General features: G+C 49.4%; 13 protein-coding genes and 1 tRNA gene. 10 read left to right on the top strand and 4 right to left on the bottom strand.

All coding sequences use genetic code 11. The annotated features are described in order from the left end of the window. The 10 genes from BOO20_RS05900 to BOO20_RS05855 all read left to right on the top strand — a co-directional run bounded on the left by BOO20_RS05900 (position 1) and on the right by BOO20_RS05855 (position 9,650). Positions 1–645, top strand: coding sequence for a DedA family protein (locus BOO20_RS05900; RefSeq protein ID WP_076791331.1), 645 nt, complete (start codon positions 1–3; stop codon positions 643–645). A gap of 78 nt (positions 646–723) precedes the next feature. Beyond that, positions 724–1,635 (top strand): transketolase, encoded by a 912-nt coding sequence (locus BOO20_RS05895; protein ID WP_076791329.1) that lies wholly within the window; start codon positions 724–726, stop codon positions 1,633–1,635. 13 nt (positions 1,636–1,648) lie between these two features. Next, positions 1,649–2,194: a 16S rRNA (guanine(966)-N(2))-methyltransferase RsmD gene (gene rsmD, locus BOO20_RS05890; protein WP_076791327.1), complete on the top strand. Its 546-nt coding sequence runs from the start codon at positions 1,649–1,651 to the stop codon at positions 2,192–2,194. 4 nt (positions 2,195–2,198) lie between these two features. Continuing rightward, positions 2,199–2,702 (top strand): pantetheine-phosphate adenylyltransferase, encoded by a 504-nt coding sequence (coaD, locus tag BOO20_RS05885; protein ID WP_076791326.1) that lies wholly within the window; start codon positions 2,199–2,201, stop codon positions 2,700–2,702. Between the two features lie 13 nt (positions 2,703–2,715). Beyond that, a complete protein-coding gene (locus BOO20_RS05880) occupies positions 2,716–3,924 on the top strand; it encodes a pyridoxal phosphate-dependent aminotransferase (RefSeq protein WP_076791324.1) in 1,209 nt (402 codons plus the stop codon). A 7-nt stretch (positions 3,925–3,931) separates the two neighbouring features. Continuing rightward, positions 3,932–4,696 carry a lysophospholipid acyltransferase family protein gene (locus BOO20_RS05875; protein ID WP_076791323.1) on the top strand — a complete coding sequence of 255 codons (765 nt, stop codon included), beginning with the start codon at positions 3,932–3,934 and terminating at the stop codon, positions 4,694–4,696. 248 nt (positions 4,697–4,944) lie between these two features. Then, positions 4,945–5,928, top strand: coding sequence for a regulatory iron-sulfur-containing complex subunit RicT (locus BOO20_RS05870; protein WP_076791351.1), 984 nt, complete (start codon positions 4,945–4,947; stop codon positions 5,926–5,928). A gap of 49 nt (positions 5,929–5,977) precedes the next feature. Continuing rightward, the gene (gene metG / locus BOO20_RS05865; protein WP_076791321.1) at positions 5,978–8,083 is read left to right on the top strand and encodes a methionine--tRNA ligase; all 2,106 of its coding nucleotides are present in this window, start codon (positions 5,978–5,980) and stop codon (positions 8,081–8,083) included. Positions 8,084–8,128: 45 nt separating this feature from the next. Next, positions 8,129–8,204, top strand: a tRNA-Met gene (locus BOO20_RS05860). 180 nt (positions 8,205–8,384) lie between these two features. After that, entirely contained in the window at positions 8,385–9,650 is a 1,266-nt protein-coding gene (locus BOO20_RS05855) for an exo-beta-N-acetylmuramidase NamZ domain-containing protein (protein WP_076791320.1), read from the top strand. A 1-nt stretch (position 9,651) separates the two neighbouring features. Here BOO20_RS05855 and cfa read toward each other — a convergent pair whose 3' ends face one another. The 4 genes from cfa to miaA all read right to left on the bottom strand — a co-directional run bounded on the left by cfa (position 9,652) and on the right by miaA (position 12,929). Next, a complete protein-coding gene (gene cfa, locus BOO20_RS05850) occupies positions 9,652–10,770 on the bottom strand; it encodes a cyclopropane fatty acyl phospholipid synthase (RefSeq protein WP_076791318.1) in 1,119 nt (372 codons plus the stop codon). 30 nt (positions 10,771–10,800) lie between these two features. Continuing rightward, the gene (locus BOO20_RS05845; RefSeq protein ID WP_076791317.1) at positions 10,801–11,199 is read right to left on the bottom strand and encodes a class I SAM-dependent methyltransferase; all 399 of its coding nucleotides are present in this window, start codon (positions 11,197–11,199) and stop codon (positions 10,801–10,803) included. Between the two features lie 73 nt (positions 11,200–11,272). Continuing rightward, entirely contained in the window at positions 11,273–11,845 is a 573-nt protein-coding gene (locus BOO20_RS05840; RefSeq protein ID WP_076791315.1) for an STAS domain-containing protein, read from the bottom strand. A 133-nt stretch (positions 11,846–11,978) separates the two neighbouring features. After that, on the bottom strand, positions 11,979–12,929 hold the full coding sequence (miaA, locus tag BOO20_RS05835; protein ID WP_076791313.1) for a tRNA (adenosine(37)-N6)-dimethylallyltransferase MiaA: 951 nt from the start codon (positions 12,927–12,929) through the stop codon (positions 11,979–11,981). Positions 12,930–13,078 lie beyond the last annotated feature (149 nt).

The following is a 13,078-nucleotide window of genomic DNA, read 5'->3' as shown; positions in this document are numbered from 1 at the left end:
ATGCTTGAATCTGCAATCAGTTATCTGCAGCATGCTGACCCTGTTTCGGTCTATCTGTTTCTTTTTCTGATTGCTTTTCTCGAAAACGTAATCCCTCCGATACCCGGTGATGTGCCAGTTGCATTTATCGGGTACCTGATCTACAGCAGCAGCCTTACCTTTGCAGGTACTGTACTCTGGGCTTCGATGGGTTCAGTATCCGGATTTATGGTGGTTTTCCTTTTGAGTAAACATTTTGGATTGAAGTTGTACTCCGGTGGAGATACTCCTGCACAGCACTGGTTCTCACAACGTGTTCACCGTTTTTTCCCCCCTTCGGACATGGAGCTGCTTCGCCGGAAATTTGCAACCCATGGTTACCTTGCCGTTCTTCTGAACCGTTTTCTGTTTGGATCCAGAGCGGTTATCTCGGTCATGGCCGGTCTGATGCATCTCAAAACACTCTTCGTACTGCTTGCGGCCGCTGTAAGTGCTCTGCTCTGGAATGTGCTGCTGCTCTATGGCGGATACTTTCTCGGAAGTAACTGGAAAAATATCGGTGGTTATGTTGCCCTCTACAGTATTCCCGTTACGATCTTTTTTGTACTGCTCATTATTTTTTCCGTCTGGAAGTTTATCAGGGAAAGAAAGCGGCAGCATGAATGAGTTTTTTTTCTTATTTAACAGAACCCGCAACGTTCAAATTTATAGTTCATTAATTCCCAAGAATTTTGTTGAATTACCATGGCAAAAGACTTAAAACTGTATCCAGCCGAAAAAAAAGGCGCGCTTCTCGATCTTGATTCGATTGACGATCTCAAAGAGATGGCCCGACAGGTCCGTCGGGATATTGTCCGGATGCTCGCTATGGCCAATTCCGGCCATACCGGCGGTTCACTCGGAATGGCCGATATTTTTACGGCCCTCTACTTTCGCCTTCTCCTGCATAAACCGCATGAGTTTTGGGAGAAGCATGATCTTGATATGGTTTTTCTTTCAAATGGTCACATCGCACCGGTCTGGTACAGTGTACTTGCCCGTGCAGGCTATTTCTCGCTCAGTGAGCTGAATTCACTGCGTCAGGTCAACTCCTACCTTCAGGGCCATCCAACGTCCGAATCGAAGCTTCCGGGTATCAGAATCGCATCCGGCTCTCTTGGTCAGGGACTTTCTGCGGCCGTCGGTGCAGCTCTCGGTCTTCGCATGGATGGCAAGAAGAGCGATGTTTTCTGTCTGATGGGTGACGGAGAGTGTCAGGAGGGACAGATCTGGGAGGCAGCCATGAGTGCCGCTCATTACGGTCTTGGTAATCTGATCGGTATAGTTGACTACAACAATCTGCAGATTGACGGTGAAGTTACCGATGTTATGAGTGTTGAGCCGTTTGCCGACAAGTGGCGGGCGTTTGGCTGGGATGTTTGTCACTGCAACGGTAACGATATCGAGGATTTTGTTACCACCATCGAGAACCTGAGAGCAGGGGGGAAACGGAGCAGACCTTCCGTTGTGCTTGCAACAACGGTAATGGGAAAAGGGGTTCATTTCTTTGAGGGGACGATGCCCGATAACTCCAACTGGCACGGGAAACCTCCCTCAAAGGATGATGCAGTCAAAGCACTTGCCATCCTTGGCGAGACTGTTTATGGTGATTTTTAGTCCATAGTATTTCGTGCAGATACTTGCAGGAACATACAAAGGGAGGAAAATCAGGAGTTCATCAACCAATGCTATTCGTCCCTGCAGCAGCCGTGTCAAGAAATCGCTCTTCGACACGCTTGCTGCAAGGCTCGATTTTGATAACATAACCGTACTTGATCTCTTTGCCGGATTCGGCTCCCTTGGTTTCGAGGCACTGAGCCGGGGGGCAGCATCAGTATGTTTTGTCGATCAGCAAGTCGATGCGCTCAAAGCCATTAAAACAACGGCACTTCAGCTGGGGGTTGAAGAGCGGGTGAAGATAGTCAATGCAGATGTTTCAGCATTTCTTTCCCGGCCCTCAAAACCATTTGACCTGGTTTTTTGTGATCCACCCTACTCCTGGCCGGATTACGGGCAATTGATTGAAAAGATTGCCGGCGGCACCCTGCTTGCTGATGAGGGAATCCTGCTTATTGAACACCGTGCGCATCTTGAGTTCAAACACTCTCCATACTACTCTTTTCAAAAGGATTACGGCATGACAAGAGTTACTTTTTTTCAGACCCGAACGGAGTGATGCGATGCAAACAAATGCCATTTATCCCGGAACATTTGATCCGTTCACCAACGGTCATCTTGATGTACTCGAACGTGCTCTGAATATTTTTGAAGAGGTAATCGTGGTTATTGCCGAGAATACCCAGAAACAGTCACTCTTTACAATTGAAGAGCGGCAGGCAATGATCAATGAAGTTGTCGGTGATTATGCCGGAGTCAGGGTTGAAGTGCTCCGTCAGGGACTTCTTGCCGATTATGCACGGCAACTCGGAGCGAAAGCAATTATACGGGGCGTGCGGCAGGTCAAGGATTTTGAGTATGAGTTTCAGATGTCGCTTCTGAACCGCCATCTCTATCCTGAAGTGACAACGGTTTTTCTTATGCCGAATGTCAAGTATACCTACGTTGCCTCATCGATTATCAGGGAGGTTTCCATGCTGGGTGGTGATGTCAGTAAATTTGTTCATCCCTGTGTCATGGAGATGCTCAATTTAAAACGCGAAGAACGAAACGAAAAAAAATCATAACAAAACATTCGATATGTCCACATCATCTCATCCTGAAGAAAAATATCTGACCCGCAGAGTTCTCAGCATGCAGGAGTCGCAGACAATGAGAATCAGCAATCTTGCCGGTAAAATGAAAGCAGAGGGGAAGGATGTCGTAAGCCTTTCAGCCGGTGAACCTGATTTTCCGACACCTGATCATGTCAATCAGGCAGGAATTGACGCAATCAAGTCCGGCTTTACCCGTTATACCGCCAACTCCGGTATTTCGGAGCTGAAAAAAGCCATTATCGAGAAGTTCCGCCGTGATAACGGGCTTGAGTTTCAGGAGAACCAGATCATCGTCAGTAACGGAGGAAAGCAGACCCTTGCAAACACCTTTCTCGCGCTCTGCGAAGAGGGGGATGAGGTGATTGTTCCTGCTCCGTTCTGGGTCAGTTTCCCTGAAATGGTTCGTCTTGCCGGAGGCACGCCGGTCATTGTTCATACCACGATTGAGAGTGAATACAAGATTACTCCTCTACAGCTTGAAAAAGCCATTACCCCGAAAACAAAGATAGTCGTGCTGAACTCACCCTCCAATCCAACGGGGGCGGTCTATAATGAAGCCGAGGTACGGGCACTCATGCAGGTGCTTGAAGGCCGGGAGATTTTCGTCCTTTCAGACGAGATGTATGACATGATCGTCTATGGCGGTATCCGCCCCTTCTCTCCGGCAAGGATTCCAGCCATGAAGGATTGGGTAATTGTCAGTAACGGGGTTTCCAAAACCTACGCCATGACCGGCTGGAGAATCGGTTATCTTGCAGGGCCGAAATGGCTGATTGATGCCTGTGACAAGATTCAGTCGCAGACCACCTCAAACCCCAACGCGATTGCACAGAAAGCGGCTGTGGCTGCACTTATCGGTGATCAGCGTATTGTTGAGGAACGACGTCTTGAATTTGAAAAAAGGCGGGACTATATGTACGCAGCCCTCAACAGTATTCCCGGATTCAGGACGGCTCTTCCACAGGGTGCCTTTTATATTTTCCCGGATATCAGCGGTGTGCTTGGCCAGACCTTCAACGGTGTTGTGATGCAAGATTCGGCAGATGTTGCCGAATACCTGCTCAAGGAGCATTTTGTGGCAACGGTTCCCGGTGATGCCTTCGGGGCACCCAACAATCTTCGCCTCTCCTATGCGGCCTCTATTGCCTCGCTTGAAGAAGCGGTCAATCGTATCCGGAGAGCATTCAAATAGTCGGTATATGCTGAAAGTCCGTCGCAGCAGGATCTATACCCTGTGGTTCGGGTGGTACTCCCGCCGCCAGTTCAGACGGTATTTTAATTCGGTCCGCGTCTTTATGCCGTCCGGAGTGCCGGATATGGATTCCGGCACTCCGGTTATTTTTTATGCCAATCATGCCTACTGGTGGGATGGCTTCTGGTCACAGCTCTGCACCGAAGAGTATTTTCATCAGAACCTTCATATCATTATTGAGTATCAGCAGTTGCACAAGCATCGGTTTTTTACCCGTATTGGCGCTTTTTCCCTTGACCGTTCACGCCCGAGAACACTTCCTGCTACGCTTCGTTATGCGGCCGAGCTGCTGAGTGCCGACTCTGACCGCCAGAACGCGCTCTGGATTTTTCCCCAGGGAAAGATTGAGCATATTGACAAACGACCACTCTTCTTTTTCAAGGGTACAGCCTCAATACTCTCAAGGGTAGTTGAAAAAACAGGCCGCATTTACCTGCTCTCTGTTGTCAGCAGGATTGATTATCTCGAAGAGCAGAAACCGGAACTCTTTCTCTCTTTCAGGGCGCCGCTTCTTGTGACGGCTGAAAACTATAGCGGTCCGGATGAGCTTACCGCATCCATGCAGAGTATAACCGAGAGCCATCTTGACGAGCTTACGTCGAGAATTTCCGATCGCAATCTTGATGACGCAAAGATCCTGCTCAAAGGGGGCTCCTCAATAAATCGGAGGGTTGAAAAGTTCAGGAGAGTGCTGCATCTGGATAGAGCATAGGCTGGCGCTTTTTTTGTTCCTGTCGGCGCATCTAAAGCGGTGCAGGGTTCCAAAAATAGTGTAAATTTGCATACCTTGGAGGCAGCATGAGTCAAGTGCATGGCAAGTGAAGCGCAGTGATTGACTGCCTTGCTGCAGGGATTAAAACCAAAGCACCTTATATATCCGTCCGCAAGACATTTAAGTTGTTATTGTAATATTGTTTAATGCGCAGTGAAACGCTTTCCTGCATCTCAAAACAATCTGTTATGAGTAATGTTATTTGCAGTTGTCTTTTGGGTGATAATGCCAGAGTACGTCTGAGACTTTCTCAATTGCTGCACAGTGAGGTGGAGGCCCTTTACGGTGATGCTCCGGAGGAGATTTATCCTGATATCTGTGAAGTTGAGCTCCAGGGCTGCCGACGTGAGTTTTTTTCCAATAACACCGGAAGTGCCTTCAGTGTTGGGCAGCAGGTTATAGTTGAATCTGATGGAGGTTATGATTTCGGAGTTGTCTATTCAACAGGTCAGATTGCCCGAAAGAAACTTCGATTGAAAGGGCTGGATAAAAGCGGGCAGGAGTTCTCGGTTGTTGTGCGCTCTGCCGATGAGAGTGACAGCCAGGCAATTCTGGATCTTAAAACCAGACAGGCCGAGATCCGCGATATCTGTGTGAACAAGATCAAAAAACATGAACTTGATCTGAAGCTGGTCGATGTGGAGCTGCGAATGGATCAGCAGAAACTTTCTGTTTATTACACCTCTTCGCACCGGGTTGATTTCCGGACTCTTGTACGGGATCTTGCCGGCGAGTTCAAGGCGAGAATTCAGATGGTGCAGATTACAACCCGTGAGGAGGCCCGCAGGGCAAATGCATTTGGTCCCTGCGGCTGTCTGTTGTGCTGCTCAAGCTGGCTACAGAAAATTCACGCAAATCCGTTTGCCGAAAAATCACAATATTCCGAAGCGTCCGGCAACGAGAGCCATGCTTTCAATATAACCGGGCTGTGCAACCGTCCTAAATGCTGTCTGGGTTACTCCAAACATGAAAAAGGGTGTCAGCACCACTCCTCATCCCAGTCGCAGCTGCCTGCAGTGGGCAGCAGGGTCGCAACTCCCGAAGGCGCCGCAGTTGTTGAGAGCATTGACGCGCAGAAAAAACTGGTATGGCTGCATTATGAAAAAAGTGATCAGAAGCGCAAATACCCGATTGAAAAGTTCAATGCTCTGTTCATCAAAAAACAGGGGTGATGCAGCAGGATACCAACGCTCCCATTCATAACGCTCTCTATCTGTAAGCATGTCTCATTTCAAAAGAACACTTGTCACAACGGCACTTCCCTATGCCAATGGGCCGGTTCATCTCGGTCATCTTGCAGGGGTTTATCTTCCTGCGGATATCTATGTCCGGTACAAAAGGCTGAAGGGTGAGGATATTCTCCATATAGGCGGCTCTGATGAACATGGCGTACCGATAACCATTACGGCCGAAAGGGAAGGCATCTCTCCTCAGGATGTTGTTGACCGCTATCACCGGATGAACCTTGATGCATTCCGCAAGTGCGCTATCTCCTTTGACTATTACGGAAGAACCTCATCAGCCACTCATCATGCAACCGCACAGGAGTTTTTCACCGAGATAGAGCGCAAAGGCATTTTCAACAAGAAGACCGAAAAGCTTTTTTTTGACAGGAAAGCCGATCGCTTCCTTTCTGACCGGTACGTTACCGGAACCTGTCCGATCTGTAATAATCCGGAAGCCAACGGTGACCAGTGTGAGCAGTGCGGCACGCATTTGAGCCCCCTTGAACTGATCAATCCGAAGAGCAAGCTTTCAGATGAAACGCCCGAACTTCGCGATACCATGCACTGGTATTTCCCGCTCGGCAGGTTTCAGCCGCAGCTTGAAGACTATGTGAACAGCCAGGATGAGTGGCGCTCAAATGTTGTCAATTACAGCCGTACCTGGCTGAAGCAGGGACTCAATGACCGAGCCATAACCCGCGACCTGAACTGGGGAATCAAGGTGCCTCTCGACAGCGCTGAAGCCGAGGGTAAGGTGCTCTATGTCTGGTTTGATGCCGTACTCGGCTATATCTCTTTTACCAGGGAGTGGGCACAGGAGCAGGGGAGTCCTGACCGCTGGAAAGAGTACTGGCAGGACCCTGAAAGCCGTCTCGTTCATTTTATCGGCAAGGACAATGTTGTCTTCCATACCCTGATGTTTCCGGCAATTCTGATGGCCTGGAATGAAGGGCGCAAGGAGGGATGCTACAATCTTGCTGACAATGTTCCGGCTTCGGAATTCATGAATTTCGAGGGAAGAAAGTTCTCGAAATCAAGGAACTATGCGGTCTATCTCCGGGAGTTTCTTGAGAAGTTCCCGGCCGATACACTCCGTTACAGCATTGCCATGAACTATCCTGAAAACAAGGATACCGATTTCAGCTGGCTGGACTTCCAGAACCGTACCAACGGTGAACTTGCCGATACCCTCGGTAACTTCATCAAACGATCCATTGACTTTACCAATGCCCGTTTTGATAGCGAGGTGCCTTATGCCTGCACCTTCGACGAGTGGAACAGACTCGGCATAGACTGGCAGGAGCTTCTGAGCCAGCTCGATCTGGCATTTGAACAGTTTCATTTCAGAGATGCTCTCTCTCTTGGAATGGAGATGGCAAGGGCGGCAAACCGTTTTCTCACCGAGGCGGAACCATGGAAGGTTATCAAGAGTGACCGTGAGGAAGCGGCAAAAACCATGGCCCTTTCACTCAATCTCTGTCATGCGCTTGCTGTTGCGCTCTACCCGGTTATCCCCGGAACCAGCAACCGTATCTATGCCATGCTCGGCTTTTCCGGTACCATTGACGACCTGTTGACCCATGGCCACTCCCTCAGTGAATCACTGCTCCGCCCCATGCTTGAAAAAGGACACCGGCTCCGTGGAGATTCTGAAATTCTCTTTACGAAAATAGAGGATTCCGATATTGCTCCTGAACTGCGGAAAATAGAGCTGCTGGTGGCCGAAGCAGAAAAACGCGAGTCCGGTGCTCAGCAGCAGAAGATGGAGTTCAAGCCGGTCATCTCATTTGATGATTTTCTCAAGGTTGATTTGCGGGTTGCCCGTGTTATCTCGGCCGAAAAAGTTAAAAAAGCAGGGAAGCTGCTGAAACTTCAGCTCCAGGTGGGTTCAGTGACAAAACAGGTGCTTGCTGGTATAGCAAAAAATTACTCTCCCGAAGAGATGGTGGGCAAAAATGTTGTTCTTGTTGCCAATCTTGCTGATCGTACCATCCGTGATGAACACTCCGAAGGGATGATTCTGGCTGTTGAAGGCCCGGACGGAAAGCTTTTCGTTGTGGAACCTGCCGGAGAGGAAATAAATGGCCGGCAAATACAATAAATGTTTGCAACTGAAGTTTATTTGCTTACATTGTGAGCACAACATCGTGGGGTGGAGCAATTGGTAGCTCGTCGGGCTCATAACCCGAAGGTTGCAGGTTCAAGTCCTGTCCCCACCACCAGTAAAGAAAGCCGCCAGCAACATGGCGGCTTTTTTATTTTCACTCTTCCGGAGTCCGGAGCGCCTCCTTAACCGCCCGGTTGAGCATTGGGTATAGTCGGAAAATCCGGTTACCTTGATGTTGATACCTGCTCATTTCCTCACAACCGCACGGGACTCTCCGTGACGAGCTTATGTTGTTATGACTGAAGAGACTCTTCATCCTGCGGCTTGCAGCTCTTGCGCAAAAATGGTTCTGCGGCTCATCTCGCTCTGTACGTTTTCGCTCCTCTCCCTTTTTTTGCCGTTTTCACTTTGTGCAGAAGAGAGCCTGCGCTGCGGCATTGACCGGCTTGAAGCATCGGGTTTCAGGGAGCTGTCAGGTATGATGGTTGGTCTTGTTACCAATGCGGCAGGTGTGAACCGCAACGGGGAGGCCGACTACCTGCTCATGCTCCGCAATGGCGTCAACCTGAAGTTTCTTATGGCCCCTGAGCACGGCTTTGCAGCCGACGTCGAAGCAGGCCGGACGATAGCAAATACCGTTGCAGCCAATGCACTTCTGGTCTATTCGCTTTACGGTGCCACCAAAAAACCTGATCCGTCACAGTTGAAGGAGGTGGATATTCTTGTTTTTGATCTTCAGGATGTCGGCTCGCGCTGTTATACCTATATCTCAACCATGAAGAGTGCCATGGAGGCGTGTGAGGAGGCCGGTATCGCGTTCATGGTACTTGATCGCCCCAATCCGGTTATTCCTCTGCATCAGGAGGGATTTATGGTGGAAAAAGGGTATGACTCCTTTGTCGGTGCCGTCAATATTCCCTTTGTTCACGCCATGACGGTCGGAGAGATTGCCCTTTTGCTGAAGGAGCAGCGGTATAAAAAACTTGACCTGCGGGTGATCACGATGCAGAGGTACAGCCGGGATCGGTTTGGTGATGAGTATGCGGGATTCCGATTTGTAACGCCTTCACCAAATATCCGAAACGTCAACACGGCACTGCTCTATCCTGCAACAGTCTTTCTTGAAGCAACAACAATAAGCGAAGGACGCGGAACCGATGCGCCGTTTATGCAGTTTGGAGCCCCCTTTATCAACAGCAGTGAGCTGGCTCTGGCTCTCAACGCATACCGGCTGGCGGGGGTCAGTATTCAAACGGTCACGTTTACTCCCCGCTCCAACAAGTATCAGGGAGAGCTTTGCCATGGGTTGAAACTCTCCCTTACCGACAGGAAAGGCTTTCGTCCATTCAGAACCGCCGCAGCTCTTCTGCTTGAGCTTGAGCGACTCTATCCCGGAAGGGTTGTCAAGGATGGCAGATTTTTTGACCTGCTTGCCGGTACGCCCCGTTTCAGGGAGATGATCACCAGGCAGATGCCGCTTGAAAAAATCATGGAGGAGAGCTTTCGGGAGATCGAACAGTTCAACCGGAGCACCCCCGCACCATCATATCTTTATCGCTGATCTATCTCGGAATGGCTGTCCGTCCCTGAAGTCCCTGTTTGGAGAGCAGTACCTGCCAGAGCTGAATGGATCGTGCCCGGAAGGCCCCGGCAAAACTCAGAAGGTAGTAGCGCCACATGCGGTGAAACCGTTCACTGTATCCTGATTGCAGTTCAGGCCATGACTGTTCAAACTTTTCATACCATGCCTTGAGCGTCAGCACGTAATCATGGGTAAAAACATGCCAGTCTTCGAGCATGAAAAGCCCTTCATAGCTTTCCGAGATCTGGCTTGCAGAAGGGAGCATGGAGTTCGGAAATATATATTTGCAGCTCCATGGATCACCATTGGTGCATGGCTGATTGCTTCCGATAGTGTGCAGCAGGGTCAACCCGTCCCGTTTCAGGCACCGGTTGACGATTTCGAAATAGTGGCGATAGTTCTTATACCCCACATGCTCAAACATGCCGATAGAGTATACCCGGTCAAAAGAACCATGAAGATCACGATAGTCCATCAGCTCTATGTTGACCGGCATTCCGGCACACTGTTCCCTGGCGAATTGGGCCTGTTCGCTTGAAACCGTCAGTGCCGTTACTGATACATCGTAGTGCTCCGCTGCATAGCGTGCAGCACCACCCCAACCGCATCCAATATCAAGCAGTTTCATGCCGGGCTGCAGTTGCAACTTGTCGAACACAAGGCGGAGTTTGTTTTTTTGGGCCTCGTCAAGGCTGTTGGTCTCTTTCCAGTAACCGCAACTGTAAATCATCCGGGTATCGAGCATGGCCTTGAACAGGTCGTTACCAGTATTGTAATGGGTCTCTCCGACCGTAAAGGCCCTCATCGGGCACTGTAGATTGCGGATTTTGCCTAAGTATTTATTGATCTTGTCCGCCATGGTAACCACCTTTTCATCCACTCTCGAAGAGAGCAGCCTGAAAAAAAATGCTTCGAGGTCATCGCACTCCCACTCTCCATCCATATAGGACTCGCCAAGCCCCAGGCTGCCTTCGGTGATGACCCGACGGTAGACACTCGCGTTATGTATCTGAACATCCCATGGCCGGTTACCCCCGATGAGGATATCGGCAGAGCCGAACAGCCGTTCAAGCTCTCTTTTGAAGAAGGTGTCAACCATACGCTTCGACAGTTTAGCATCATCCGGAAGCTATCTCGGAACCCGAAACTCCTCTTCAATTCCGTTTTTTGAATAGAGCAGTTGCCATAACTGCACATGGCGTGCCCTGAAGGAGCCTGCGGCACTGAGCAGATAGTATCGCCACATGCGATGGAAGCGCTCATCATACGTAAGTGAAAGAGCTGCCCGGTTATCTTCAATATTCGAGTGCCAGGCCTTGAGGGTGCGGTAAAAAAACTCATCAAAAGCGGGAGCGTCCCACCAGCCATCCATATAGGACTCACCGGCGCCAAGATGTGATCCCGAGAGGACACACCGATAAAAGCGGTCGTCATGAACCGTAATATCCCATGGGGCACTGCCGTTTACGGTAATGCCTGCCGAAGAAAGAAGATCTGAAAGACGGTGTTTGAAAAAATTACTGCCCATGGTGCCAACCTCTCCTTTTAGAGTGAAGTGTGGTAGTCGTTCTCTGGGCTACTGTGTAATATAGCGGTATTTCTCAGGATTTTTTAGGGCGGCCTCTCTTTTTTATTCCTGGTTCCTTAACAGCGGGAGGATCCGAAAGCTCAGCCTGACCCGTAATCTCGTCAGGATCGACAAGCGCAACATCGAGCGTATCATCATGCAGGTCATGCTCAGCAATAAGATCAAGCTCTTCACACAGCTCATCGACTGCTTCATAGGCCGGAGTTGCTGCTTTCCCCCTTGGGCCACGCTTGCCCTTCATGGCAGGTTCAATGAGGGTCATTACCTCATTGATTGAAGAAAAGATATAGAGCTGTTTATCGAGATTTGTCAGCTTGAGGAGATCTTTGATCTGCTGACACAGAGAGACGAAAATAGCCAGACCGTGTGATTGATTGGCCAGTTGATGGGCACGCAGCATTGAGCTTATGCCGCATGAATCAATGGCTTTCACAAGAGAGAAATCAATGATAAGATTTTTGCTGTTCTCATGAATAACAAGGCTGTCAATGATCTCTTTGAATGCACTGCCATGACGAAAATCGAATACATCTTCCTCAATTTTCAGGATAGTAAGCTCTTTGCGGGTTGAAATTGAGTGTTTCATAACGATACTACCGGTTGGCCTTACTTGTACACCGCTGGAAGTGGCGATCTACAAAGTCAAAAAGGCATGCGTTGTCTCTGTGATAAACCCGCCGAACAGGGGTTGGTGATAATAACCGGCATACTTTTTCTGGTTATCGTGTTCCTGACAGCCGGTTGGCAAGAACCTCAAGCTCATCATTACTCTCTGGAGCAGTTATCCAGTTAACGTTAAGCCTATTTTTAAAAAAAGTCAACTGCCGTTTTGCATAATTACGACTGTGCTGCTTTATCAGAGTGATTGCGGCCGGCAATGCAATCTTTCCCTGAAAGTATTGAAAAAGTTCCTGATATCCCACCGATTGCAGTGCAGATGTTCTGCCGCACTCAAGCAATTCATGATATCTATGATAGAGCATTTCAGCCTCATTGCAAAGGCCTGCTTCAATCATCTCATCAGTTCGACGGTTTATTCGCTCATAGAGCTGTTCCCGTGGCATCGAAAGGGCTACGGAAGTATAGCTGATTGAGGGTTGACGCTTGTTTTTCTCTGCCTGTAATGCTGTAACAGGCCTGCCTGTGATTTCAATTATCTCAAGGCTGCGTATGAGCCGCTGGCTCTTGGTTGCGTCAAGAGTTCCGGCCTGTTCCGGGTCAAGCTGGCGTAACCGTTCAAAAAGAGCCGCTTTGCCCTCTCTCTGCATCTCCTCAAGGAGCCGCGTTCTTATTTCAGGGTCAGCAGCAGGGAGGTCTGCAAACCCTTCAAGCAACCCTTCCAGATAGAGCGTCGAACCACCGGCAACAACCACCTCTTTGCCTCGCTTGTGAATATCCTCTATACGCTGAACAGCTTCAGCCGCAAAATCACCGGCAGTGAAGGGTTCTCCGATACTCTTTTCGTCAACAAAATGGTGTTTTACCTCCCGGAGTGCATCCCGGGAAGGCTTTGCGGATCCTATATCGAGTTCACGATAGATCTGGCGTGAATCAGCCGAAATGATCTCCGCACCGATTTTCCTTGCCACGGAAAGGGCCAGGGCCGATTTACCGGAAGCCGTTGGCCCGAGAATGACAATGACCTGTTTTGTTGTTGCTTCACAAGGCATGTTTATCGGTAAAATTGGATCCTTCTAACCATAATGAAGAGGAAAGATAGAAGATTATCCGAACAAGCGAAACCTCCCCAAATCAGGAGGAGGGGACGTTCAGAAAGCGCCGATTAAGACCGGTAGAGAGTAGAGTATGAAAGTTACTT

Origin of the sequence: Chlorobium sp. KB01 (assembly GCF_001975465.1) — a bacterium.
In the GTDB taxonomy this organism is placed as follows: domain Bacteria; phylum Bacteroidota; class Chlorobiia; order Chlorobiales; family Chlorobiaceae; genus Chlorobium.
Note: the sequence above shows the minus strand (reverse complement) of the source record. Positions and strands in the feature narration are given on the sequence as shown.